Source organism: Shewanella sp. M-Br, assembly GCF_036245925.1.
Taxonomy (GTDB): Bacteria; Pseudomonadota; Gammaproteobacteria; order Enterobacterales; family Shewanellaceae; genus Shewanella; species Shewanella oncorhynchi.
This window is the reverse complement of sequence record NZ_BJBV01000016.1, coordinates 51,385-77,257: the sequence shown is the minus strand read 5'-3', so window position 1 is coordinate 77,257 and position 25,873 is coordinate 51,385. Positions and strand designations below refer to the sequence as shown.

Annotated in this window: 28 protein-coding genes; 14 read left to right on the top strand and 14 right to left on the bottom strand. The window is 38.5% G+C overall.

The features are described 5' to 3' along the window. Positions 1-366: 366 nt before the first annotated feature. Both AAA952_RS14545 and AAA952_RS14540 read left to right on the top strand, forming a co-directional pair. Positions 367-666 (top strand): hypothetical protein, encoded by a 300-nt coding sequence (locus AAA952_RS14545; RefSeq protein ID WP_338258048.1) that lies wholly within the window; start codon positions 367-369, stop codon positions 664-666. Beyond that, entirely contained in the window at positions 663-2,240 is a 1,578-nt protein-coding gene (locus AAA952_RS14540) for a PepSY-associated TM helix domain-containing protein (RefSeq protein ID WP_338258046.1), read from the top strand. The genes AAA952_RS14545 and AAA952_RS14540 overlap by 4 nt, the downstream gene beginning before the upstream one ends. A gap of 402 nt (positions 2,241-2,642) precedes the next feature. On the opposite strand, the gene AAA952_RS14535 is transcribed toward AAA952_RS14540, so the two are convergent. Further along, the gene (locus AAA952_RS14535) at positions 2,643-3,212 is read right to left on the bottom strand and encodes a CBS domain-containing protein (protein WP_028759671.1); all 570 of its coding nucleotides are present in this window, start codon (positions 3,210-3,212) and stop codon (positions 2,643-2,645) included. 642 nt (positions 3,213-3,854) lie between these two features. Here AAA952_RS14535 and AAA952_RS14530 point away from each other — a divergent pair. Beyond that, on the top strand, positions 3,855-4,844 hold the full coding sequence (locus AAA952_RS14530) for a TerC family protein (RefSeq protein ID WP_168825346.1): 990 nt from the start codon (positions 3,855-3,857) through the stop codon (positions 4,842-4,844). 175 nt (positions 4,845-5,019) lie between these two features. Here the strand turns inward: AAA952_RS14530 and AAA952_RS14525 are convergent, their stop codons facing one another. After that, a complete protein-coding gene (locus AAA952_RS14525; RefSeq protein WP_028759669.1) occupies positions 5,020-5,256 on the bottom strand; it encodes a thioredoxin family protein in 237 nt (78 codons plus the stop codon). Between the two features lie 441 nt (positions 5,257-5,697). Here AAA952_RS14525 and AAA952_RS14520 point away from each other — a divergent pair, with 441 nt between their 5' ends. From AAA952_RS14520 to nhaD, 4 genes are all read left to right on the top strand, one after another. Then, a complete protein-coding gene (locus AAA952_RS14520) occupies positions 5,698-6,342 on the top strand; it encodes an NAD-binding protein (protein ID WP_028759668.1) in 645 nt (214 codons plus the stop codon). A gap of 2 nt (positions 6,343-6,344) precedes the next feature. Further along, positions 6,345-7,709 (top strand): TrkH family potassium uptake protein, encoded by a 1,365-nt coding sequence (locus AAA952_RS14515; protein WP_338258041.1) that lies wholly within the window; start codon positions 6,345-6,347, stop codon positions 7,707-7,709. A 26-nt stretch (positions 7,710-7,735) separates the two neighbouring features. Next, entirely contained in the window at positions 7,736-8,755 is a 1,020-nt protein-coding gene (locus AAA952_RS14510) for an FAD:protein FMN transferase (RefSeq protein WP_338258039.1), read from the top strand. A gap of 197 nt (positions 8,756-8,952) precedes the next feature. Further along, positions 8,953-10,197 (top strand): sodium:proton antiporter NhaD, encoded by a 1,245-nt coding sequence (nhaD, locus tag AAA952_RS14505; protein WP_028759666.1) that lies wholly within the window; start codon positions 8,953-8,955, stop codon positions 10,195-10,197. Between the two features lie 150 nt (positions 10,198-10,347). Here nhaD and AAA952_RS14500 read toward each other — a convergent pair whose 3' ends face one another. From AAA952_RS14500 to AAA952_RS14460, 9 genes are all read right to left on the bottom strand, one after another. Continuing rightward, positions 10,348-11,148, bottom strand: coding sequence for an undecaprenyl-diphosphate phosphatase (locus tag AAA952_RS14500; protein WP_028759665.1), 801 nt, complete (start codon positions 11,146-11,148; stop codon positions 10,348-10,350). Between the two features lie 741 nt (positions 11,149-11,889). Further along, positions 11,890-12,690, bottom strand: a complete 801-nt coding sequence (locus AAA952_RS14495) for an OmpA family protein (protein WP_338258036.1) — start codon at positions 12,688-12,690, stop codon at positions 11,890-11,892. 4 nt (positions 12,691-12,694) lie between these two features. Then, positions 12,695-13,429 (bottom strand): flagellar motor protein, encoded by a 735-nt coding sequence (locus AAA952_RS14490; RefSeq protein ID WP_338258034.1) that lies wholly within the window; start codon positions 13,427-13,429, stop codon positions 12,695-12,697. Between the two features lie 151 nt (positions 13,430-13,580). Next, on the bottom strand, positions 13,581-14,213 hold the full coding sequence (locus AAA952_RS14485; protein WP_338258032.1) for an exopolysaccharide biosynthesis protein: 633 nt from the start codon (positions 14,211-14,213) through the stop codon (positions 13,581-13,583). 278 nt (positions 14,214-14,491) lie between these two features. Next, positions 14,492-15,241, bottom strand: coding sequence for a phosphate ABC transporter ATP-binding protein PstB (gene pstB, locus AAA952_RS14480; RefSeq protein WP_338258030.1), 750 nt, complete (start codon positions 15,239-15,241; stop codon positions 14,492-14,494). Between the two features lie 42 nt (positions 15,242-15,283). Next, on the bottom strand, positions 15,284-16,120 hold the full coding sequence (pstA, locus tag AAA952_RS14475; protein ID WP_445190383.1) for a phosphate ABC transporter permease PstA: 837 nt from the start codon (positions 16,118-16,120) through the stop codon (positions 15,284-15,286). Between the two features lie 23 nt (positions 16,121-16,143). Beyond that, positions 16,144-17,049, bottom strand: coding sequence for a phosphate ABC transporter permease subunit PstC (gene pstC / locus AAA952_RS14470; protein WP_338258110.1), 906 nt, complete (start codon positions 17,047-17,049; stop codon positions 16,144-16,146). 46 nt (positions 17,050-17,095) lie between these two features. Beyond that, the gene (locus AAA952_RS14465; RefSeq protein ID WP_338258027.1) at positions 17,096-17,905 is read right to left on the bottom strand and encodes a phosphate ABC transporter substrate-binding protein PstS family protein; all 810 of its coding nucleotides are present in this window, start codon (positions 17,903-17,905) and stop codon (positions 17,096-17,098) included. 367 nt (positions 17,906-18,272) lie between these two features. After that, a complete protein-coding gene (locus AAA952_RS14460; RefSeq protein ID WP_338258025.1) occupies positions 18,273-18,875 on the bottom strand; it encodes a recombinase family protein in 603 nt (200 codons plus the stop codon). A 251-nt stretch (positions 18,876-19,126) separates the two neighbouring features. On the opposite strand from AAA952_RS14460, the gene AAA952_RS14455 reads away from it, so the two are divergent. After that, on the top strand, positions 19,127-19,576 hold the full coding sequence (locus tag AAA952_RS14455) for a helix-turn-helix domain-containing protein (protein WP_011839999.1): 450 nt from the start codon (positions 19,127-19,129) through the stop codon (positions 19,574-19,576). Beyond that, positions 19,576-20,145: a PIN domain-containing protein gene (locus tag AAA952_RS14450; RefSeq protein WP_173249013.1), complete on the top strand. Its 570-nt coding sequence runs from the start codon at positions 19,576-19,578 to the stop codon at positions 20,143-20,145. Before AAA952_RS14455 ends, AAA952_RS14450 begins: the two co-directional genes overlap by 1 nt. 249 nt (positions 20,146-20,394) lie before the next feature. Here the strand turns inward: AAA952_RS14450 and AAA952_RS14445 are convergent, their stop codons facing one another. Both AAA952_RS14445 and AAA952_RS14440 read right to left on the bottom strand, forming a co-directional pair. Beyond that, positions 20,395-20,610: a hypothetical protein gene (locus tag AAA952_RS14445; protein WP_338258022.1), complete on the bottom strand. Its 216-nt coding sequence runs from the start codon at positions 20,608-20,610 to the stop codon at positions 20,395-20,397. A gap of 848 nt (positions 20,611-21,458) precedes the next feature. Continuing rightward, complete coding sequence (locus AAA952_RS14440; RefSeq protein ID WP_338258020.1) at positions 21,459-22,382, bottom strand: integrase; 924 nt, start codon at positions 22,380-22,382, stop codon at positions 21,459-21,461. A gap of 563 nt (positions 22,383-22,945) precedes the next feature. Between AAA952_RS14440 and AAA952_RS14435 the strand changes: the two genes are divergently transcribed. Beyond that, positions 22,946-23,224 carry a hypothetical protein gene (locus AAA952_RS14435; protein ID WP_338258018.1) on the top strand — a complete coding sequence of 93 codons (279 nt, stop codon included), beginning with the start codon at positions 22,946-22,948 and terminating at the stop codon, positions 23,222-23,224. Then, entirely contained in the window at positions 23,221-23,802 is a 582-nt protein-coding gene (locus AAA952_RS14430; protein WP_338258016.1) for a DUF2913 family protein, read from the top strand. Before AAA952_RS14435 ends, AAA952_RS14430 begins: the two co-directional genes overlap by 4 nt. 97 nt (positions 23,803-23,899) lie before the next feature. Here AAA952_RS14430 and AAA952_RS14425 read toward each other — a convergent pair whose 3' ends face one another. Further along, complete coding sequence (locus AAA952_RS14425) at positions 23,900-24,376, bottom strand: DUF417 family protein (protein WP_338258014.1); 477 nt, start codon at positions 24,374-24,376, stop codon at positions 23,900-23,902. A 185-nt stretch (positions 24,377-24,561) separates the two neighbouring features. Between AAA952_RS14425 and AAA952_RS14420 the strand changes: the two genes are divergently transcribed. From AAA952_RS14420 to AAA952_RS14410, 3 genes are read left to right on the top strand one after another with little or no spacing between them, the layout of a single operon-like run. Continuing rightward, positions 24,562-25,056: a hypothetical protein gene (locus tag AAA952_RS14420; RefSeq protein ID WP_338258012.1), complete on the top strand. Its 495-nt coding sequence runs from the start codon at positions 24,562-24,564 to the stop codon at positions 25,054-25,056. 48 nt (positions 25,057-25,104) lie between these two features. Beyond that, positions 25,105-25,554, top strand: a complete 450-nt coding sequence (locus AAA952_RS14415; RefSeq protein ID WP_338258010.1) for a single-stranded DNA-binding protein — start codon at positions 25,105-25,107, stop codon at positions 25,552-25,554. 2 nt (positions 25,555-25,556) lie between these two features. Beyond that, complete coding sequence (locus tag AAA952_RS14410; RefSeq protein ID WP_338258008.1) at positions 25,557-25,868, top strand: hypothetical protein; 312 nt, start codon at positions 25,557-25,559, stop codon at positions 25,866-25,868. Positions 25,869-25,873: the final 5 nt, after the last annotated feature.

The following is a 25,873-nucleotide window of genomic DNA, read 5'->3' as shown; positions in this document are numbered from 1 at the left end:
AATTTACATTAAAATAACCTTAATCACAATTGCGAATGGATGTCATTTACATTACCATTTATCGGTTTTGTGACCTCAACCAAATAATGAAAATAACAGGGTAAATATGTTTGGAATTTCAGCTTTTGTAGCGACAGTTATCGGTATCATGCTTATTTACGGTACGAGTAAACATCAAAGATTAAGGCGAACGTCATTACCTAAATCATTTTTGCTCATCGGATATTGTTTACTTTTATTGGCACTATTTTTTTGGTCGCAGTATTTGAGTTTGATATCCGCATTATTCACTTGGTTTTTTAATGTCTTGCTATTGCTGATATGCATTCCGTTGGTCACGCTCGTAAAACATAGAGGTGAATTGTCATGAAGCGGTTAACTGAAGCTGAAAAGATTCAGCCTCATTGGTGGCGAAAAAGCCTGATTGCAGGTGTGTTAGGTCTCACATTTGCCTACGGAATGGTGGCGGTTTTTGCTTGGTTTGGCCCAGGAGGAATTGATGCGCCAATGAAAGTACAGCTTAATATGTGGCTGATTAGTTTGATTTGGTTGACTGTTGTTTCTCTGAGTTTTTTATTCAAGACCGCAACCACAGCCTTGTGTGGCTTGGCCTTGGCTAATGTTGCTATTTATCTTATTTTCATCGGGTTATGGACATTGTTATGAGAATCCGTGCAGATGTGCTTCGTACTTATCAGTCTATCCATACGTGGACGGGAATATTAACTGGACTGCTATTATTCATTGCTTTTTATGCGGGTGCATTGACTATGTTCAAACCGCAAATTGAGCAATGGGCTATACCGTCAAATCAGCAGTTAGCTCAAGTACCCAGTGAGCGGTTGGATGAGTTAATTACGAAGGCATTGAGCCAATATGATAAAGCTAAGGAAGGTTTTATTATCAGCTTTGATGAACATGAATCACCAATGAAGTGGTACGAACATGGCGGCGGTCGCGGTATTCGATTAGATGATCAATTACGGCATGCAAGCTTGACTGAGCATGGCGAGATTATCACCCAAATGAGTAGTACAAACGAGTTGGGCACGTTAATTGACCAACTGCATCGTACCGCTGGCATCATCGGTAAAGTGGGCCATGAAGATTTAGGTGTGATTGTTTTAGGTGTGGCGGCCCTATTGTATTTTTTGGCGTTAGTGTCAGGTGTAATTATTTTGCTGCCTACTTTAGTCAAAAACTTGTTCGCACTGAGGCAAAATAAGGGAAGTAACCGCCTTTGGCTAGATAGCCATAATCTCGTTGGCATCATCAGTTTGCCATTCCACATCATCATCGCATGGACAGTGATTGTTTTTGCGTTCCACGACTTTTTTTATGGTGGGTTGGGTATCGTTTATGGTGATAAACCTTTATTTGAACGGCCTGTACGCTCAAATGTTGAATACTCAATTACTGAACTTCCATCAATGGCAACGTATCGACAGCAATTAAGTGCGATGACCCATGGCTATCAAATTGTTTCTATGGCGTTTTCAAACCTTTCAACTACCAATCCCGCGCTAGCTGTCGAAGTAAAAACCGATGGGCAGATAATGCGTGGTGGCTATAGCGATTTTATTTATCTGAACCCTTATACCTTTGCGGTGCAATTTAACACACTTAATCAAGCCAGTGAGGGGGTGTATGGTCCTATTGTAAACAGTTTGTTTGCTCTGCATTTTGGTAATTACGCGGGTGACTTTGGTCGCTGGATGTATTTTGCCTTTGGTTTATTAGGGGCATTTTTGTTTTATAGTGGCAATTTACTCTGGCTAGAAAAACGTCGTAATAAGCAAGCAGAGCAGCAAGCATCAACACGTTTTATGGCATCGCTGACAATTGGTGTTTGTTTAGGGTCAATGTTGGGGGTGAGTTTCGCTATCTTGGTGACTAAATGGCTTTATCTGGTAACTCATCAGGTCAATAGTCATTACCTTGCCTGTTACTACGTTATATTTTTTGGGGCGATTATTTATAGTTTTGTTCGTAATCCTGCATTGGCTGCAATTCATATACTGAAGTTATTAGCATTAGTTTGTGCATTGATCCCTGTGAGTACACTCATCTCACCGTTGTTTACACCATCCGAGTCGATTGCTTCTGGTAGCTTGGGGCCAGTCGATATGGTGGCGTTGCTTTTTGCAATATGCTTTTATTTTTGCGCACAGAAAGTTCATAAGCGAGCTTATTTTGGAGAACGAAATAGCATTTGGGCATTGTCGAACGCGAACACTTAATCAATATGGATGTTGATATTAATCAGGGCCAAAAGCCACTTTTGAGGTGTATATGAATATTAAATTGCTAGCTGTTCTTATCATGGCGGTTACCCTCTGGCTTATCGTGGCATCGGGTTTTGTCTTGCACTGAGTATTTAAAGAAAACTAAGTATACTATTCCGTTTAAACGGTAATAGAACTTGATTCACCGACCTGCAATATTTGATATTGTTATCAATTAACTAATCTAGAAAGTCATCATGAACGAACCTCGACTGCAAACACTTCTTACCGTTTTTCCTGTGCTGTCAGCAGCACTGTATTTTATGGGGTGATCCGTACCAACTCTTTTAGGCTTTCTACTAAGCGAATTAATGCGGTTGGTTATCCAACCGCATTTCACTTGAACACCTAACTGTACTAATGGTTGGTCGCTAGCTTATGGCTTTCATGTAATTGATGAACTATCTCAGCTGCGAAACTTTGTTTTGGCTGCGTAGGTAAGCATAGTCGTTCAGCAATATTATCACCGCTGATAATGCCACAAAGCTTATCGTCGGCATCGATAACCAATAATAGTCTTATAGAAGAAGCGCTTAAAGTATTTAAGACATCAGCTACAGTGGCAAACTGAAGTTCTAACAGGGTTACGGCTTGCAGTTTATCTCGGGGTAGCATTACATCTGCTAGTGTCAGCGAAAATGGCGTTACTGTTTTGCTGACTATGGGCAGTATACGATCCGAAGCAACTTCGGCAGAGCCGATGACTCCTTCCCAACGGCCTGACGGATTGATGACCAGAAATGTTATACCAGAGGTCGTCAATAGACGTTTTCTGGCATCTGCAACCGACATTTCCAGTGGCAAAGACCATAAGTGATGTTCGGCTATCTGCTGCATAGCTGCTATAGCGGGGCATTGGAGAGTGAGTGGATGATGTGCAACGTATAAAGGCGAAGAGTTCACATTAAAGGGATGCAAAGTTTTCATGATAAAAATCCTCAGTATATTAATTTAGTTATGTAAGGGATTAAATCGTTAAAAAACCAAGGGGGGAGCTTGTCCTATCGGCATTCCACGACAAAGACTTCCTAGCGCAGCATTGGACGGGAGAGTGTTCGAATGTTCATTGACTGAAAACTGAGTGATAATTGTCGATAATTGAGGTGTCAGCAGTTCATTGTTATCAGAAAGGGGTCGAAGTGAATTGAATGAAGGTTCTGAGGTAGGCAGAAGAGTAATGACGTGACTACTGTCAAGTAATGCTGAACTACCAGTAAACTCAACCTGGATAACTGATTTGGATGCACCAAGTAACACTGCAAGGCTATATAGCCAAACGACAAGATGCCTGAATAACATTCTGTGATCCTAGTCAATTATAAGTTACCGATTTCATGGTAAGAGGGATCTATGTTGGCTTGCAATCGCTTAAGGTATTATTAATAAACTTTAATTTTTCTCAGTAGTGCCAAATTTTGTATGCATTTTTGAGTAATCGACAATAAGTTATTTCCATTAACTAAATCATATACACTGTTTCTATTCTTTATGCGGGCATGCTTTGGTGAACCGAGGCTTCAAGTTATATTGATAAGTGTTAACTTCAGTTGAATGTGATTAAGGATACATATGGAATTTTTTTCCACGCTATTTGTGGGTTACCCGCTTTGGGTTTGGTTAATGTTTTTCGGTTTTGTGCTGGCGTTATTAGCCTTTGACCTTGGTGTATTGCACAAGGAGCAGCATGAAATTACTGTGGCTGAAAGTTTAAAGCTTTCAGCCTTTTATATCTGTATGGGCTTATTGTTTGGGGCTTGGCTCTGGTGGTACAAGGGCTCAACCGCTGGTATGGAATACCTAACGGGCTATCTGATTGAAAAATCACTGTCTATGGATAACGTATTTGTTATCGCGTTAATCTTCAGTAGCTTAGGTATCCCACGTTTATACCAACATAGAGTGCTTTTCTGGGGCATTATGGGCGTATTAGTGTTGCGCGCCATTATGATCGGTCTTGGAGCCGTGCTTGTTGCCCAGTATCAAGGTGTACTTGTGTTATTTGGGCTCTTCTTGATTTTCACTGGCGTGAAAATGCTCTTCTCAAACGATGAGCACGGTGATATCCAAGATAATAAGTTTTACAAATGGTTACGCACTAAGATGCGTTTTACGCCAACGTTGCATAAAGAAAAATTCTGGGTACGGGGTGAAGAGCATCAGTTAACAAAAGGATGGTGGGCTACGCCGTTATTCTTGGCGTTGATCTTAGTAGAAACCGCGGATTTGGTGTTTGCAGTTGACAGTATTCCAGCTATTTTTGCGATTACCCAAGATCCTTTTATTGTCTATACCTCGAATATCTTCGCGATTCTGGGGCTACGAGCCTTGTATTTTGCTTTGGCAGCTATGGTGCACCGTTTCGAATACCTTAAGTATGCGCTGTCAGTGGTATTAGTATTTATTGGGGTGAAAGTGGGTCTAGTGTATTTTAACCATGAAGGGTTAGTGGATTTTAAAATCCCTACGGCACTTTCTTTAGGCGTTACCTTTGGATTACTTGTCGCAGGTGTACTCTATTCACTTTGGAAAACACGTGATCAAGATAAGAACTGTCAATAGCCTGTGTTTTGTGATTAATGTTTTGTAAATTAATGATTTTATAAGGAGATACATCTTGTATCTCTTTTACGATGTATAGTTCTTGTACATTAATTTTGGGGTTCTGTTTAAATACTCGTATTGGTTAAGGATACCGTTCTATTGTATTTGGCTGCAATAGTGTAATGGTTCGGCGTTAAATTTTCAGCCATGACTCGACCATCTGTTGTTGGGGAGTAGAGCCCCAATGCACCAATCTTTCGTTAATGACAACTGCTGGTGAACTCACCACTCTATAGTCCATTATTATTTCTGGATTTGTCTCCATAATCAAATTAATACTGATACTATGATTATTAGCGATCGCAGTAATTAGTGCGGCAGTATTTGTGCATTTTTCACATCCCTTACCCAAAACTTTTATACACAGCATTTCACACTCTCACAATACGGGGTAACCTATTAGGTGCCGCTTAGGTGCCACTCGTTATGGCTATATAAGGCATTGCTTGTGACACTTCAAAAAATGCGTTTTAGGACCCAATTTATCGCTGCACTATGCCTTTTGGCCTTGTTTTAATCAATAAGAACTTCATTAAGATTGAGGTGGTTTTTATAAATTATTGTTAATCTTTGTTGCTGATTATTCTGTGTTGGAATCGTTATTCAATATCACATTTCCTGATTTTAGCTAATGGAGTTGTAGCAAAATAGATGAGTGGAGGTTTTATCCAACAACACCACAATATTAATAATGCGATGAAAAATCAGACGAGTATGGAGTAGTATTGAATATGTACCAATAAGAGTATTGCTATAAAAAAAGCGTTAGGTTACTGTTCTGCTGTTTTTTTATCCTGCATTTAGGACAGTTATGGCACATTTTACAGTGATTGGGCTCGGTCGTTTTGGTACTGCTGCATCGTTAGAATTAATCAATTTAGGGCATACTGTAACAGGAGTCGAACGAGATCCAAAGTTGGCAGAAAAGTATGTTGATGAATTAACTCAAACCGTTGTTTGTGATTCCACTGATGAAAATGCCTTACGTGAATTAGATCTTGAAAATAGTGAGGCTGTTTTAGTTGCTATTGGCGAAGATATGCAGTCAAGCTTATTGTGTACCTTAGCATTAAAAAATATTGGTGTAAAAAAAATATGGGTTAAGGCGAGTACTAAGGCTCATCACACGATTGTTTCTAAATTAGGCGTTAACCGCATAATTCACCCTGAAGAGGAAATGGGGATCCGCGTAGCACAGGCACTTAATTATCCGATGGTGAATAATTATTTACCATTAGGAAACGGTTTATACGTTGTTGAAGTTCATATACGAAATAAATTGCATAATACGCTTATATTCGAACTTTTAAAAGGCAGTGTTAAACCGATATTAGTTAAACGTGGCACTCAGGTTTTCTCTAGCTTTAGCACTGACTTTTGTCTACATGAAGAGGATATATTATTACTTTATGGGACTCAAACTGAACTTAAATCAATTGCTCCAAGGTTAATCTAATCATGGTATCTTGGCATCCATCGATTTATATAGCAAAGAAAACACCTAAAGCGGCAAAAAAAATACTGGCGGCGCCACCTTTAATACTGTCGGTGAGCTTTATTATTTTAATATTAATTGGCACTCTACTGCTTAAATTGCCAATAGCCACAACAGCCCCTGTTACTTGGAGTCAGAGTTTATTTAATGCAACTTCTGCAGTAACAGTGACAGGTTTAGTCGTTTTTGATGTAGGAACTGTATATACCACATTTGGACAGGTCATTGTTGCCCTATTAATTCAACTTGGTGGTTTAGGCATCATGACATTTGCTATTGTAACCTTGTTAGCTTTAGGCGGGAAAATTGGTTTTTTCCAAAATACTATAGCAAAAGAGGCTTATAATAGTACGAATAGTTCAACATTAGTGAATACTGCAAAGTCGGTATTCATTTTCTCTCTCTGTGTTGAATTAATTGGCATGTTGATTTTATCTATTTCTTGGTCAGATGAACTAGGTTGGAAAACGAGTCTGTTTCATGGTTTTTTTTACACAATATCTGCTTTTAATAATGCTGGTGTAGGGCTAAGTCCGGACAGTCTCATCCCCTATGTTGAAGATCCTGTTATCAATTTGACAATTACCGCATTATTTATTATTGGAGGCTTAGGGTTTAGTGTTTGGATTGACTTATGGCGTCAAAGACGCTGGGCTAAATTAACAACTTATAGCAAAATGATGATTATTGGGACGGTTATTATTAATGCTGTTGCCGTACTCGCTATTTATTGTATTGAATATAATAACCCTATGACTTTATCGCCATTATCTGACACGGGTAAATGGCTAGCGTCTTGGTTCCAAGCTGTAACCCCAAGAACGGCTGGATTTAATACACTTCCGATAAATGAACTTGAAGATTCAACAACCGCATTAATGTTAATGTTAATGTTCATCGGTGGAGGTTCGTTAAGCACCGCAAGTGGCATAAAAGTCGTGACATTTATGGTGCTAATATTGGCAACTTATGGTTATTTAAGACGTTATGAAACTGTTTATGTTTATCATCGTGGTATATCTAAAGAGACAATAAGTAAAGCATTAGCACTGGCGATGATATCTGTTGGAACAATTTGGGCCTCTATATTTTTCTTATTGCTCAGTGAGGATGCGCCAATGATAGATATTATTTTTGAAGCTGTATCTGCATTTGGGACCGTAGGATTGTCAAGGGGGTTAACACCTAATTTAACTGTGGCTGGTCAATTCATTATAATATTTTTAATGTTTATGGGACGATTAGGCCCCTTAACTCTTGCCTATTTTTTAGCGAGCCCAAAATCTAAACGTATACGTTACCCCGAAACAAAATTAACCATTGGATAATGAAATGACGAGTTTGGAGATTTAACATGAGATTGACTGGTTGTTTTTCTATTATCTGTTTGATGATGGTTGGTTGTCAGCCTACACCACACATGTTTAAGCTGGAAGGAGAGGCTCAGGGGACAACATGGCACATCAGTTTTTGGAGCCCAAATAATATTAACTCTTCTTTACTTGAGGAAAATATAAATAAGAAACTTGAAGAGCTAGATAAGAATCTCTCTAATTATAGGCACGACTCAACTATTAGCCTATTTAACTCATCCATGAGTACAGAGCTTATCGTAGTAGGCGAGGAAATCGTGAGTTTAGTTGAAAAGGCTAAAAACGTCTCTGCCAAAAGTTATGGATGTTATGATCTAACGGTAAAATCCTTATTTGATCTATGGGGTTTTGATAAGTTTCAGTTAATGGTCCCAAGTGAAATAGCTATTTCTGAAACACTTAAAAAAACAGGGATGCAACATTTACATTTACAATCTAATGCGATGTCAAAATCGAGTCCATATATTAATGTAGATTTGTCCTCCATTGCTCAGGGTTATAGTGTGGGTAAGTTAGCTGAAACGTTAGAATTATATGATGTTAAAAATTATTTAGTTGAAATTGGTGGGGAAATGGTAGTAAAGGGGCATAAACCCGATGGCTCTAATTGGAAAGTTGCGATTGAACGTCCTTTGCCGGATAAAAATATACTACACAAGCTATTAACCATAAAACAAGATCAAGCAATAATGACTTCTGGTACTTATCGGCATTACTTTGATAATAATGGTGTCCGTTTATCACACATTTTAGACGCCAGAACTGGTTATCCTGTAATACATAACACTGTATCGGTTACTGTATTGAATAAGGATCCAACGCTTGCTGACGCTTGGTCTACTGCACTTTTATGTTTGGGGCATGAGAGAGGGGTTGAGACTGCTAATAAAAACGATATTAGCGCATTATTTATTGCTGAAGAAAACAGTAAACTTGTTGAGTATTCGTCAAATGCATTTAATATTTTTACTGCATCAAGTTCTGTAATCAATGACAATTAGATATTGGCAATAACTCTATTTCTCATAAATACATTGAGAGTGAATAAACGTTAAAAATGAAACGTTAACCATTTTATTTTTGTTGACTGCATGTTAATATAAATTGCTGTTAATGCTCTATAAATTGCTATTTGTTGTCTTTTGTAAGAATCACAGCATTTAGTATAGATGAATTTTTATTTTACTGGATAAAAATTATGTTACATGCGTTTTTAATATCATTAGCTATATTAGCTTTACTAAGTATTATTTTTGAAGAAATTACTCATATCAATAAAGCAAAAACAACGCTTTTTTTTGGTTGTATAGCGTGGGCTACACTTTTCATTAATGCTGATGGCGTGGCAAATCAGGAGGTTGTAGCGCATAAATTCAATGAAAACTTACTCGAGATTGCAACTCTTTGGTTATTTTTAATGTCCACAATGACGTTTGTTGCATACCTTAATGCCAAAGGTATGATTCAAGTGATGGTACAAAAAATATTCCCACAGAAGGTTTCTGTGAGATTGCTGATGATCCAAGTAGGTTTGTTTTCACTTGTTCTTTCAGCATTTTGCGATAACGTCACAGCAACCCTTGTTTCCATTGGTTTACTATATACGTTTAAATTAGAAGATAGTATTCGTCTAAAAATGGCTGTACTAATCATCTTCTCAGTCAACTCTGGAGGGGTAGCACTTATTACTGGTGATGTCACTACTCTAATGATTTTTTTGAGTGGACATGTAAAGATGTCTGAACTTATTATATTGTTTATTCCATCATCTATAAGTGTAATTTTATTGGCTACAATTTTTTCTTATAAAATTGAAGGGTTCGTTACGACTTCGAACGATAAACTTACATATCAAAAGGTTGATGTGCTTATTGCCTTCATTTTCTTTTGTACAATTATGATGACTATGTTGTTTAACATTCTGTTTGAAATACCCCCTGTGTTAACCTTTTTAACTGGTCTATCAATTATGTTTTTAGTTGGCCATGTTTTTCGTAGTGATAAAGAGGAGATAAAAATCCTTGAATACATTCGCCAAGTTGAATATGACACATTATTATTCTTCTTGGGGATTTTATTGTTGGTTGGAATGCTTAAAGAAATTGGAACACTGGATTTATTGGCTAAAGCATATGCGATGTTTAATCCCAATATTTCAAACTTTGTCGCTGGCTTGGGCTCTGCTTTAATTGATAACGTTCCGCTTACTGCTGCGCTGCTGAAGGCTGAGCCTGTTCTCAATACTTCTGAATGGCTTGGTTTAACCTACAGTGTTGGTGTTGGTGGTTCTTTATTAGTAATTGGCTCAGCAGCGGGAATTGTTGCAATGAGCAAAGTAAAAGAGCTTACATTTGTTAGTTATATCAGATATGTCCCAGCATTATTTTTATGTTATTGCTTGGGCTATGCGTTAACATTGCTTTTAGCGAATGTTGTTTTTTAATAATTATAATTGATGGTTAGGTGTGAAGTTTCGCCTAACCATCAAATTAAAATTAACTGTATGTTTTTTATTGGTACTTTTTCATTTATTCACATGTGGTTTATGTGAATGCTTTATTGTGTTACGATATTTTTATAAGCCTTACTTGTATCAGGCAAGAACAAGAATTATTATGCCTAATATAATTCTGTACCATGCAAAAATATTTAATGAATGTTTGGCAACAAATTGAATTAGTGTATTAACAACAATAATTGCCGAGAAAAATGCTGCAATAAATCCAAAAACTATTGCCCAAATATCATCTATACTTAGCAGATGATAATTTTTTGATGCATCGTATACTGCGGCACCTAGCATGGTTGGTATGGCTAAGAAAAATGAAAACTCTGTTGCAGCTTGCCGTGATACCCCTGATAACATACCGCCAATAATAGTAGCACCAGATCTAGATGTGCCTGGGATCATTGAAATACATTGTGCTATTCCTATTGCTATAGCTTGTTTTAATCCTATCTGTTCAATACTTGTTATTTCAACTGTTTTTTTTCGTCCTTCAACCCAAAGTATGATAATTCCTCCAATAATTAATGTTGAAGCAACTACGGTTGTATTAAATAAAAGCTGTTTAATATTGCTAATAAATAATGCCCCTATAATAGCGGCTGGCAAGAAAGCAATCATGACCATAGCTGCAAATCGTTGTGCTACAGGGTCGGACTTTAGTACCCCATTAATTAGTGTTATAATTTTAATTCGGAATAACCAACATACTGCTAAAATCCCTCCTAATTGAATGACAACCTCAAATACTTTTGCCTCATGTGAGGGAAAGTTAATCCAATCACCAATTAAAATAAGATGTCCAGTACTTGAAATTGGTAAAAATTCAGTGATACCTTCAATAACTCCAAGTAGAAACGCTTTAAGAAAATAAATCCAGTCTGTCATTTTGTGCCTTTAAGTGTGTGAAATAGCGACTTGATAGTTAAATAAGTGGATAAAATATCAGTTTTTCACTGTTAATTAAATTGTGTGAATGATATTTAATTTTTTGTTTCATAAGCGATTTTTATTGAATTTTCTACGAAATACAATTGCACCAAAAGTTGTTAGCTGGTAGCGCTACTTGCTGATGAACAGGTTACCGAGTTTAATGACTTTGTTCGGTGTCTTCTCCCTACTTAATGTTTCTGCGACTTGTTCGTTATAATGTGCATATTCAAATCTTTTGTACTGTAAGAGATTGATAAACGTTTATAGGATTTAATGTCACTAATGCAAATGAGATTGACTTTTACTGACCAGCTATTAGGTTTCTGAACTTTGGAAAGGTATTCATTTTAAAAGGTAATCTTTGGGCTAGAAGCGGTAGGCATTAGCTCTTTACCAGCAATGCCCACCTCATGGTGAGAGCCGTTACTTTGTTTTCCTCTCACCATCCTGACTATTTTTATCAGTAATCGGCTCAGTAGCGGGAACTGTTGCAATAAGCAAAGTAAAATAGCTTACATTTGTTAGTTATATCAGATAAGTCTCAGCATTGTTTTTGTGTTATTGCTTGGGGTTTGCCTTAATATTAAAGTTAGCTAATGAAAAACATTCTCGTTACATTTAACTCAGAAGCCATTCTCTGTAGATAAAGAGCGTTAACATTAAGAAAATAGTGTGTAGTCAGACAGTTTTTTATGATTATTCAGGTATAGGAATATGGCTTTCAATGGTATTACCTTGGTTTATAATTATTTCTATTCTGCGGTTTTTCTGACGATGTTCAGGTGTATCATTTTTAAAACGAGGTTGTGTATCAGCTAAGCCCTGAACAATAATTCTACTTGAGTTTACGCCCTTGTTTTTAGTGATTACTCTAACGACTGCTGTAGCTCTTAAAGATGATAAGTCCCAATTATCAGCATAAATCTCCATTGGCAATGTTGCGTCAGTATGTCCGGCTATCACTATTCTTCCTGGGACTGACGCGATAATCTCGCCAATCTTATCAATTAGCGGTACAAATTTAGGTTGTATAAAAGCAGAGCCCGATGCAAAAAAAGTGTTGTTGTCACCGATTCGAATGATGAGACTATCACTCACAGCATCAATTTCAATTTCTTGATTTTCTATTTCATTTTTTAACTTAGCGGATATTATTTCTTTATACTTTTTTATTGTGTCATTGCTCTCGGAGCTTGCAGGTGCGGTTGTTGCAAGTTCAATAAGCTTTGGTTCTGCATCTACAACGGATGTCACAGTATTGGGTTCGAGTATACTCGTTCCTCCAGGTGCTAATGAAGTCACAGCAGGAGTTGATATCAACCCGATTTTAGCCAATGAATCTATAAGACCTTCAACCATAAACTTTGCTTCATTTTTATCACTCATCGCAAATGAGTACAACACGACAAATAAGGCAAATAACAGTGTCATAAAATCTGCGTAAGAAATTAACCAACGTTCATGATTTTCTGGGGGATCAACCTTCTTTTTTCTCATCTAGTTAGTGCTCCAAATATGGATTTAAATGAGCTTGTAACCGTTGTGGAGACTCACCGTCTGCAATGCCAATTATTCCAGTCAGAGTCATCTCTTTAAATACACTTAACTGATGTGCAAACGCTTTGTAACGGTTTCCAAATGGCAGGAAGATGATATTAGCCGCAGCAACGCCATAAATAGTTGCAATAAATGCGACTGCAATCGCACCACCTAATTTATCTGGGGCATCAAGTAACCCCATAGCATGAATTAGTCCAAATACAGCACCAACAATTCCCATCGTAGGACAATAGCCACCCATTGCCTCATATACTTTTACAGTTTGTTCTACACCGTGCTGTTCAAATTCAATCTCTTTTTCTAAGATTTCTACAATATTGTCTTTTTCATAACCATCAACGAGTAATTGAAGTCCTTTATGTAAAAAAGGATCGTTAATTTGGTCTATCTTATCTTCAATTGATAGCAAACCACCTTTTCGCACATCGCCTGCAATTTCGACCAAAAACTCGGCACGCTCCGCCAAATCAGTTCGTAAAGGGAAAATGAGCCATTTAAAACGTTTCATTGAAGCAATGATGACAGAAAAAGGGAACTGCGCCACTGTAGCCCCAATGGTTCCTCCAATGACAATCATAAATGCAGGTAGATCTAATAATGCACTTGGGTGCCCACCTTCAATTAGGTTTCCAACGAGGATAAAAATTAACGCAACAATTACACCTATAAAACTCATTTGTGACTCTCAATGGGTAAGTTTTAAAGCATTGATATTAAAGTATAAGTAAATTTCTATTATCATTTTTACTTAAAAAATTATGATTTTGCATATTACAAGCTAGATGATAAATCTACTAAATTCAATATGTTAATTAATATATTTAAGTTTATCTTAGAATGTCTGAAACATTTTGTCCTGCTAAAAATAATCCCATGCCCAAGAAACTAAACCACACTAAGGTCGTAATGGCCAAGAGATAACCCCAAATTATGATCATGCCATCCCGCTGTAACATTCCAATGCAAATTAATAAGATCACCCAAGCTGGTAGTGTGTTTGTAAAGGGGATGGCGCCAAAGGGTAACATCAGCAACATCGCGACAAGGATGAGTAATAGCCCATTAAAACGATTGGTTCGATTGCTTGTTAACAAAAATAAACGTGGTCTTGTAAGATGATCAATCCGAGTGAGTAAAGTTACCCCTTTCATCAATATTAATTTTATCTGTTCTGAACTAAAGTGTCGCTCCATTAACGCAGCAGGTAACCATGGTCCTCTATTCAAGACGACACCTACCCCAATAAAAACAATCAGCAGCCCAAATGGGGTACTTGTTCCTGGAATTGATAGAGGTAATAAAAATGGAATTGTTAATAGAATGCAAAAGAACAACATACCTTGCTCTCCTACAAGGGACAGCAGATTACGTAAGCTGATATGCTCAGTTTTAATTGCATCAGATGTAAACTGTAAAATATCAGAAAGCTTTAGTTCTTTATTTTTTTTCGCCGCGTTCACACATTATTTCCTTGTTTTAATAGAATTATTTAAAAATAGCTCCATTCGATTTGCTAACTACCTCACTTTAAACCACTGTTAAAAGCAATGAGTTAGACCATTAGCACTCGTTTTGCTCAACAGTGGCATTGATTTTTTCGTTGGAATAAAACCTAAACACTGTGTCATATTGCCTTGTTCTTCGGCAATACTTCTCCACTGATATAGGCTTTGCTACTCATAACATAATTTCTAATTAGCACGCTCTTAGGTGTTTAGGCCCATTTTAGCTACTTTGGTTAGCCAAATTGGCCGCTAACATATCCTTGGGTGCGATGATCCATGGGATTATTGAAGATTTGTTCTGTGTCCCCATGTTCGACTAATTCGCCCATCCAAAAAAATGCTGTTTTATCTGAAATACGTTTAGCTTGGTTCATTGAATGAGTAACAATCACGATGGTAAATTTTTTACGTAATTCATCCATTAACTCTTCAATTTTATGGGTCGCAATCGGATCTAAAGCACTGGTAGGTTCGTCCATCAAGATGACTTCTGGCTCCATCGCAATGGCACGTGCAATACATAAGCGTTGTTGTTGACCGCCGGATAAACCAAATGCAGGTGTATGTAAGCGAGCTTTGACTTCTTCCCATAATGCTGCACCACGAAGGGAGCTTTCAACGACTTCATCTAACACGGATTTATCTTTGACGCCTTGCGCTTTTAAACCAAAGGCAATATTTTCATAGATGCTCATAGGGAATGGATTCGGTTTTTGAAAAACCATGCCAACACTCATTCTTAGGCGTTTTACATCAACATTGGCATAAATATCATCACCATCAAAGGTCACTTTTCCTGTAATTTTAACTCCTTCTACTAAATCATTCATGCGGTTTAGCGTACGGAGTAAAGAGGATTTCCCGCAACCTGATGGACCTATTAAGGCCGTTACTTGGCGTGCGGGGATATCAATCGAAATGTCTTTTAATGCATGGTTTTCGCCGTAGAATAAATTTAAATGTGTTACTTCAATCTTGCTCATTATTTTGCCTTTTTATAACATGTTTTTTACGTGTTATTTCTATTATTTGTTTAATTTAGTCGCAATGATTTTGGTTGCTAGGTTTAGTATTAGCACCAATACAATCAAAATGGTTGCAGTTGCATAAGCTTGATCCCATTCATTTTTGGTAAATAGCTCTTGAGTTAATTTATATAAATGAACGGTCAATGTTCTGCCTGAGTCCATAACTGATTCAGGAATTTGAGTCACCATTCCTGCAGTCAAAAATACCGGAGCTGATTCCCCGATGACACGGCCAGTGCTTAAGATGATAGAGTTCACTATACCGGGTAAAGCACTGGGTAAAATCAAACGCCAAATGATATAAATTTTACTGCTGCCTAACGCATAGCCGCCTTCTCTATAACTCATAGGCACTGACATCAAGGCTTCTTCTGTGGTGCGAATAATGACCGGCAAAATCAGCATAGCTAGGGTGAGTGCCCCTGACAAAATTGAAAATCCAAGACCTAGTTGTGTGACAAAAAAAGTCATGCCAAAAAGGCCGTAAACTATCGAGGGTATGCCCGCTAATGACTCGGTACAAAAACGAATGATTCTAACGACTTTACTAACAGGGGAGGCGTATTCTGTTAAATAAATTGCGGTCATGATGCCAATCGGCGCTGCAAATATAAGTGATAGTAATACCATGTAAACGGTTGAGACTATCATTGCCCAAATACCCGATATCTCACCAATTCGAGTGTAAGCACTCGTAATAAATTCCCAGCTTACATAGCTTAGGCCATTAGCAAGAATGTGCCAAACTACCCAGAGCAGGAACAGGATTGTTATCCCTGCGGACCCCCAAATGGCGCAGTAAAGTAGCCAGTCTTTGCGCTGTCTCGTTAGCATGGATTGCGTGAACTTAGGCATGATTAGTGAGCCTTCTTGCGATTGAGATACAACAGCGAACCGTTAAGTAATACGATGAACGCGAGTAATACGATACCGGTTGCGTATAAAGCACTGGAGTGGATGCCTGTTGCATAAGACATTTCCATCGCGATATTAGCGGTTAGTGTTCTAGCAGGTTCAAGTAAGGAGCCTGGCATTGCTGGAGCATTACCCATTACCATGATGATGGCCATGGTTTCGCCAATAGCACGAGCAACACCTAAAATTACGCCTGTTAGAATACCGCTTTTGGCTGCGGGGACAAGCACGTTAAAAATAGTGTAAATATGGGATGCACCAAGAGCCAATGCACCTTCTTTATAAATCGATGGCAATGCACGTAATGAGGTTTCTGAAATGGTGATGATGGTCGGCAAGATCATGATCGCTAGAACAATAATCCCAGCCAAGAGGGTATTACCTACAGGAATATCAAAAATAGCTTCTATACCTGGAACAATAATAACCAACCCAAAAAAACCATATACTACAGAAGGAATACCTGCGAGCAGTTCAACTGCAGGCCTGACAAGATTTGCGAGCCATTTTGGTGCAAGCTCAGCAAGAAATATGGCGGTAAAAATCGCAATTGGCACCCCAATAATTACTGCACCCGTTGTTGAGATGAGTGAAGCGATAATCATAGGTAAAATGCCGTATAACGCGGGTGGTAACCACTCCTTACCTAAAACGAATGAGATTAAACCAGCCTCTTTTAAAGCAGGTAACCCTTCGTGAAAGACAAACCATCCAATAGTGGAAACAGAAATCACGCCAGCCATAGCACTACATAGGAATAGTATTTTGAAGCCGCTTTCTGTTAAGACCCCAGATTTTTTTAAAAAAAGTGGTATTTTTGGCGCTTGGGGTTGAGTCCCTGAATTCATCATGACACCTTGAGTGTAAGTATAAGAGTTATAAAATCAGGCTTTTTTATTGAATAGGGCTGTAACCTTGCTCTGCGACGATGCGTTGACCATCGTTTGATATAATGAAATCTATAAAATCTTGTGCATTTTGATGGGGGTTATTATTCACTAATAGAATGAATGGTCTCGTTATTTGATATTGACCTGTTGCAATATTCTGTTCTGATGCAATAACGCCGTTTACTTTAATCGCATGTAAAGAATTATCTACTGAGCCAAGGGATATATAACCTATGGCATAAGGGTTATTTGCGACGATGGTCTTGATCATGCCGTTACCGCTGCCAACATGAGCTTTAGGTGTGATTGCTGAAACTTTATGGCCATTAATTGTACGTTGGAGTTCCATGATTTCTTCGAAGGCGCCTCGGGTACCTGAGCCAGCTTCACGTGTTACCACGACAATCGGACGTGATTCACCTCCAACTTCGCGCCAATTTTTAATTTCCCCACGATAGATTTTAGATATTTGTTCTTGAGTTAGGTTTTGTACTGGGTTGGCATTGTTCACTGTTGCGGCGATACCATCATGGGCAATCACTATTGCCTTGGTTGTATCATTTAGCTCATTTTCATTTATGTTACGTGAAGACATACCAATCATACTGGTCCCATTTATTGCTGCTTGAATTCCAGCAGAAGAACCAGTGCTTTGTACCTCGACATTATGGTTTGTGGCTTTTTGAAAGTTCTCTGCAAGCACCTCCATAAGGTGTGCAACGGAAGTTGAGCCTGATACAGTTACTGTTGATGCTTGAGCAAATGGAGCTGTTATTAAGCCAATCGCTGTAAGTAGGCTAATGCATTTTTTCATGACAAGTCTCACTGGAAATGGTTAACAGAGAGCTTTTATCACCCCCCACAATAAGAAAACGTGCACATTAATACAGATGATTGTGACGATTTTATTACAGTTTTATTTCCTGTTTCACTCTGAATATTTTGGGGGGGGATGTAAATTCTAGTCTTTGTGGATAACTTTGGTTGTTACTCACTAGAGGAGCTTTAACACCTTGTTCTAGTGAGATTCTGATTGGCTTAGTTAAGGTTAGATTAATGCTGATGGTAATGCTTGTTGTGAATAAGTTGTTTTTACACTGGCATAAATTTTTTATTAATTTTTATTTACCATCTTTCATCGCTATGTAGCAGGAGAACTGCTTAATTATGATTTTTTTAGTTCAAATCAGTTTGACCGCTTTAGCAATAGTAGAACGACTGCATTTAAGCAGACTCTGCACTTGTGACCAGCTTTTCCCTTCATTGAGTAGTAACCGAATATTTTGCCTTAATCCATGGTCAGGCTGACGCCCAAGGTATTTACCTAATGTTTTGGCCTTTTCGATGCCTTGCGCTTGTCGCTTTCTTCTTGTCTCGTAATCATCTCTGGCCATTGCTGCGGCCAAATCAATCATGAACTCAGTTAGTACCTTTGCGATCATGGTATGTTCTTCTGTGCCACTTAAGATCCCATGTGTCATTGGCTGGTCAACAACGACAATATGAATATTGGCTTTTACCAACTTATTTTTTAGGACCTTCCATTGCTCGAAGGGGAGGCGAGACAATCTGTCGACTTTTTCTATGAGTAAAACATCACCAGGATGAGAGTCCATGATTAAGCGCCCAAGTTCAGGCCGTTCAATTTTCGCCCCTGATTGCGTCTCGGTATAAAAACTGGCTATGCGAACATTTTTAGTTTCTGAAAACTGAACCAACTCATTTCTGGCTCGATTGGCATCTTGTTCATCTGTAGATGCGCGCAGGTAGGCCCGAATAAACATTTTGTCTCATTTGGTGCTTTTAGGGTGTGGTTTATGATACTAGTACGAGTAGGGTTTAAAATCAATATATAGCGAACCAATTGGCAGCGGGATGAAACTAGTTTGCTTGGGGTATACCCTAAGTGTTCTGATGAATGCTCTAAACAAGATTGATTCAACTGTCGTTGCGAATATTTCGAATGTTGACATTTTTCGAATATTGCGGATAATGAAGGTTGGAACAACTTTTTCCAATATTTGAGAGATGAATTATGAACATGACTACTTTGCCGAACGCCGAAGAAATCGCAATGGCTCGGTTGGGCAGCCAGGAGTTATCCGCTGTTATTGAAAGTAACGGTGAGGCTCAACAAATAAGTGTAATTGATAAACAAGGTCAATCGCATGATGTCACTTTACCTTCTAGCGTATTGAAAATGATGATTGAAGTGTTGACGCAATTGGGACAGGGTAATTCTGTTAATATCACCCCCATCCATGCCGAAATGACCACGCAACAAGGCGCTGACTTTTTGAATATGTCACGACCAACATTTATCAAGTTATTAGATTCACGTGAAATACCATTTACTCGAGTCGGTAATCGAAGAAAAGTGCCATTTTCTGCGGTGATAAAATATAAGCAGCAACTGGAAATCCAGCGTTTGTCAACACTTGATGAGCTTTCCAGATTAGATCAGGAATTGGGTATGGGTTACTAATGGCTTCGTATACTGTTGTTTTTGATGCGTGTGTCATGTATCCCGCACCACTTCGTAGTTATTTGATGTTTTTAGCCAATGCGGGCTTATTTAGGGCTCGCTGGACTGAGCAGATCCATGATGAATGGATGCGTAATGTATTGTTGAATAATCCACGCATCACAGAAGTAATGTTAGAACGCACGAAACAACTGATTAATCAAAATGTACCTGATTGCCTTATCGAAGGGTATGAGCCGTTAATTAAAGGATTAACACTTCCTGATATGAATGATAGGCATGTGGTTGCTGCAGCTTTAAAAGGGCACGCAGAGGCCATCATAACGTTTAATCTTAAAGATTTTCCTGCATCAGAGCTCAATATACTTGAACTATCAGCTATCCATCCAGATGAGTTTTTATGCGATATGTTTGAGTTAGACCCAAGCTCTTGTATAAAAGCGGCTCAACAGCAAAGAAGTAGCTTAAAGAATCCCCCGATGACAGCATCAGAGTTTTTAAATTGCTTACAAAAGCAAAGGTTACCAGTTTTTGTTTCGAAGCTGAGACCATTTGAATTAATGCTATAGACCTTACCCGTGCGATGAATCAGACTTCCCTAGTCTGGTTCACACGTGAAACCATAGCCATTTTTCACGAGCTCCGAGCTCACCAATTTTTGCCCCAAAACGTGTTTACCATCTCTAAGTGAGTGACCAGATTTATTGTTTCATTTCGGAGTGGTATTTATGGGGATGTAGCCCAATAGAACCCAAACGCTTGCGGTGCCGTAACAAAGAACGCCTCCTATGAGGAGGCGTTTTATCTGCATTTCCGCGTTAAGCTGGATTTTGCAAAAACGGCTTATCTGCTATAACAAAGGGCTTAAATTCACTGTGTGTAATGCGTTTTTTGTCCAACTTGGTTTTTGCTGTCTTTTGAGTGTTATCTCTTAGGTATTTTCTGTTGAATTCAGATTTCGATTTACCAACTAGCCCTAAATGATGATTCATTTCATGATCTTCGCTAAAATTCACGTAATCCCAATCGTTCATCGGAAAAATCTCTTCTTAAGTTTATGCAATATTGCACATATGTATATATGGTGTTAAAGATTTTTTCAAGGGGCTGAGGATATTTTGATCATAAATTCACAAATTAGAGCCTGTGAATCACTCTACACCACTTTCTATCGTTCTTCCGGCATCGAGGATGAATAGTGTATTTGGCTCAAGCTGACTCGGTTTAGAGGGTTCAGTTCACGTATTCACAGTTCAAGTGGTCAGAATGCTATTTTGTCCTGGACAGAAATTGAAAAGAGTATTTGGCAGGTTAAAAATTAATCAGCACGAAAATAGTGGCTGATGAGCGAGCGATTAAAGATTATACAGCTCTATCCCGCGACTTATGCACAGATTTTGTGGATAAGCAGTGTTTGACGTTTTAAGCTGCTCTGCTTAAAATGAAAGTGTTCCACAGTTACTCACTGACTTACAGTGTGAAGCACACGGCAGTACGCCTTAAATGGCTCCATGAGATGTGTCGCGTTCGGCTTAGGCTGATTGGGGTATCCTAAACTTAGCTTCTCTTTGATAGAAGTACCAGCGTGTATTCGTCTGCCTTAACCATTGGTTTTCTGGATGTATTTCACTGAGAACCATATAAGTCACCAGACTTTTAACCTCACCCATCGAGGGTGCTTACTCGTTTTGTTATTCAATAGTGACTAACAAAAATTAACCCATTAAAACTTAAAATACAGGAGAACATAGACAAAAAGAACGATTGCATACCTGCGGGTGAAGCAAGGCAGAAACAGGCTTACTGTTAATCGTCATCTAAATGACGTCACCGGAGGGTGTGTACTTACGTCTAATATGTGAAAAAGTCTAATAAGACTTTTTCATGGCTTTAAATAACGTTCAGTTATTTCTGGTCTAAAATGACCTAGTTCTTGACTTATAATAGTTTTAGCCATTTCGTATGAATCAGCTTTAATGTTGTTATCCATTCTTTCTTGAGCATATGTAAATCTTGAACCATGAGCTCCCATTGACCAACCTAAAGCTTTCATGCTTGCTTTTGAAAATGATCTAGAGAACTTATGGCCTCCAGATATGTCATAAAACTGCAGAACTTTTTTTGCATATCGGTCCTCAACAACTCTTGGTTCATCAAGTCGTCGTTGTTCTAATGTATTAGACAGTTCCGTGGATAAAATAACTGTCCTACTCAATCCTCCTTTGCCTGTAACAATATAAGCAACTCCCTCATCTCGCCCTTTAAATAGATCACTGCGCCAATTTCTATGAGGCGAAGGAGATGCTTCATTTGAACGCTGAATTGTTAACAGTTCAAAAGCCCTTAGTCCAGCATTAAACGCAATCTGCGTGGAAAGCTGAGTATAAGGAGATTGTCTAGCAAGTATTAATAATGTCTGTTGCTTTGTATACGCTCGATTGGAGAGCGCCTTTGGTTTTGAAATTCTCTTAGACTCAATCACGGGATTTAATTTCGTGATGGGTGTGAATATTGAAATAATGCGTTCAAGCATTTTCTTTTCAAAAGCTAAGCTTTTTTGACATATGCCATTAATTCTTCTATTTTCAAGATATTCTTGCGCCAATTCTGGGGTAATATGCTTTAATCGTTTAACACCCATATTTTCTGCGGCAAAGGCTGCTTGTTCTACATGCTTGTAAAATGAAGTATGACTTCTAAGTTTATCAGGTTCGTCCGATTTGTTTTTTCCAATGCCATTGTAATGAGCATTGAAAAAACGAAAAGATTGACTTTTTAAATTCTTACGTAACTTATCATCGTTCATCCTCTAGGCTCCATTTCTTAATTCGTGCGCTGATAGCTTCCGGTGTAATTGTAATCTTCTGCCGAGTCAGTAGCCAATATGAAATGCCTTGGTAAGGAATGTTTGCAGCGCGCAATGTAAGAATTTGCTGTCGATATGGGTCAAGTCTTGACTTGTATCGACGGGATTTCTTACGAATTGATAATTCATGTTTAAGGGAATCAATATCGTTCTGATGCAGAATGAATTTATTACCTGTTAAACTGAGATTATTATGAGCCAAAAAATTCACCAAAAATGTAAGTTACGAAGCGTAAGGCATTATATCGCGACGAAACACCTGCCGCAACAGCTCTCCCTCTGGGTTCGCTTTGGTGGACCCAGAGGGAGAGCTGTTGTTTCTGCATCAAAATTGAGCGCCCCTATCTTTTCAAAATGAATAAACATGGCGCAAATTGGCTATTGCTTTTAATAATGGTGATGTTGTGCATCAAAATGATGAAGAAAATGGCTGCAATGTGTTCTAGCTTATAGCGGTTGTCGGTATAATACGTCGTGAATGCATTTATTAATAAAGGGGATGAATGAGGACTGGACTTAAAAAGAACCATGCAGTGATAAAAGCAATGCCCTGGAGCAAAAACGAAGATGGCAGTGAATATGTGTTGATTAAAGAAGGCGTTCTGACGTTAAGGACGATTACAGCAAAGCAGTTAGAGTCAATGGCCACTTTTGTTATGCGTTTTGATTATACACAGACTCGAAAGCGTTTTAGTGGAGCTGATATTATGCAAATTAAAAAAGAAGCGCTGGAATGGGCAATGCAATATATTAATGAAAATAACATACCAGGTGCGATATGACCGTTAAGCTAACATATTATCAAATGGTTTCCTCGGTGGTGACCAATGCATTGATCCATCTTTATTTAACGGTAGCTGATACTCCAGGGCATGTCACCATTGCCAAGAGAAATGAAATATTGGTCAAGTTCATCAAACCAATTCACAAGGATCATAGGTTTAAGTTTATTAGAAATGAAACACGGAGAATACTCAACATTGGGCGTCAAAAGGGCGTTAGCCTTGAGCTTAAACTAATAGAAATAGGCGGTTTAATAACAAAGAATACTGAAGATGTTACTGATGCACAGAAGTTATTTGATTTACTGGAACTTGTGCGAGTAAAACATGATATTGAGTCACGGTTTATTCTTGATGGTGAAGCCCGTAAGTCTAAGTTTATTTACTTGCTGCGTTCTCATGTTGAGTATGGTTTTGCAGAGGCCGGTGAACAAATTGCTCCTGTATCAGTTTTTTATGAATCGCCAGAGTTTGATAAATTGGAAGCGATACTAAAGGGTGAAGCGTTATTTAACGTGGAAGTTGCTCAAGTGAATCCTGATTGCCAGCAAATCCACCTAATATTGCACCCTTTATAACGGCGTTGTTATGGGAGAAAAAGAACGGCTGCTTAAGTTCGCGTTGTCGCAAGCGCCAACACTCATTAAGCAGCATCATTTTATTTTGATGTAAGCATTAACGTTTGTTGTTAGCTTCGGATATCAATCTAAGGGTAGTTCTGTTTTTTGCAATAATACTGAGTGACGCTGCAATAAATAAGAAGTCTTTTAATAGAAAGAAATTTGCTATCAATACGCCATCTGAGAATTTCCATGTATTAGGCGTAGTGATGAGGAACGTTAATGTCGTTGCAAAAATAACAGCAGAGACAATCCCTGAAACATACCCAATTTTTGCATTTTTAAAACCTGCGATTAATCCCACCGCAACGACGATTTCTGTTGCGCCGATAATGTTCGAAACAACTTGTACAGACAGAAATGAATAAAGCCATCCCATCAGAGGGTGGTTTGCAACTAATGGCTCTATTAGTGCGGCTTCTGTTGGGGTGAATTTGTATATCCCAATCCAAGCCAGAATAAGCGCCATTCCTACCACGCTAAGTATGTAGCCAGTATTTTCGAGTTTGCTTTCTAGATTTCGATGTTGCATTTGCATCTCCTTCAATGTGTGCACATATGACCGGAGAGCAGATGTTTTTATTTCAAACCCTTAATGATATCAAAAATATTCTCGAAAATACGTTTTTCAGAATCTTTTTTCAATGGGATTCTAATCAGTACTTTTCAAATTTTTTTCTGTACCGTTTTCCTATGTGCGTCATTTAGGGAGTGGTCATGGGAAATCAAATTGCAAAAAATGTTAGTACAGTTGATTTAACGGCATTTAAAACAGCTTTATTCGGCGAACAATGGCAAAGCCAGCAAACGCATTTTGAGCAAATTCATTGTCAATTTTTGCGGATTGTCTTGGGCGCAATGGGTGAGCTAAAAGAACCTATGTCGTTAAGCAGCGTGTCATTCCGATTAGAAAATGATGAGCGATTGTTTGATAATTTTTGTACCCATTTGGTCGCAACAGTGTCGTTACAGCCTGCACTAGACCAGTCTAAAATTGAACAAATCCACAATTCTCTGGGGGATGCCCCAGTCCATAGAGCTCATTTAAATAAGCGCACTCAGGCGCTCATTTTTTTTTTGGAACATCAATCTTGCACTAACACCATTTTTCTCGTGTTAGTGCACTTCTTAGAACTTGATCCACGTTATCGCCGGCTTCTGTGTATTGATGCCCAGAAGGAGGCGAAACGTTACTTACAACAACGCTGTTAAATACTGAAAGTCATTAATCCATCCATTAAACCAGCAAGGAACATGATTATGTATAGAGGAACAATAACTTTAGAAGGCAATATTGGTCAGGCACCGGCAATTACTTTTCTAGAAGGTAATGAGCGCAGTCGAGGCGAGAAACGACCAATATTAAAATTGAATGTCAAATACGATCGCTTGGTGAATGGCCCTAATAATGAAGGGCTGATTGATAAGGGTGGTTTTTGGATCACTGTTGATTATTGGAAAAAAGATGGACCCGCGTTAGCACAACTGCTGCAAAAAGGTATGCGAATTTTGCTGATTGGTGAGCCTCGTGCTGAGCCGTGGGAAAATGACCAAGGTGTGATGGAACCTGGCTTTTGTATTACGGCTGAATCCATTTCGATATTACCGCGACGTATTGCATCGATAACGTTGGAGGAGAAAGCCCCTTACCAACCTCATGCCGCGCAAGTGCCTTATCAAGATGACAGTTCATATGAGCCGAGGTATTAACAATGGAGAAGCTGAGTACCAAGCCAAGACGAAGTTTAACGAACGCGATCGCAGCGCTCAGAACCCGCGCCTGGGCGATGCATCAAAAAGATGCTTCTTTATTAATTCAGGCAAGGCGTGATGTTGATTTACAACAACCTTATGTTGCCCAAGTGCAACAAGCATTAATGGGCAACACAGAGGGGAAAACGATCGCTAATGTGACTCCCACATGGGTTAATCAACGTTTAAAGGCGCTAGGTGCTGTTGTGAGCGCCGTTGAGCAAACGTCGTCTTCCGTATTAACTAATATATGCCCGTGCATCAATATATAGGCGGT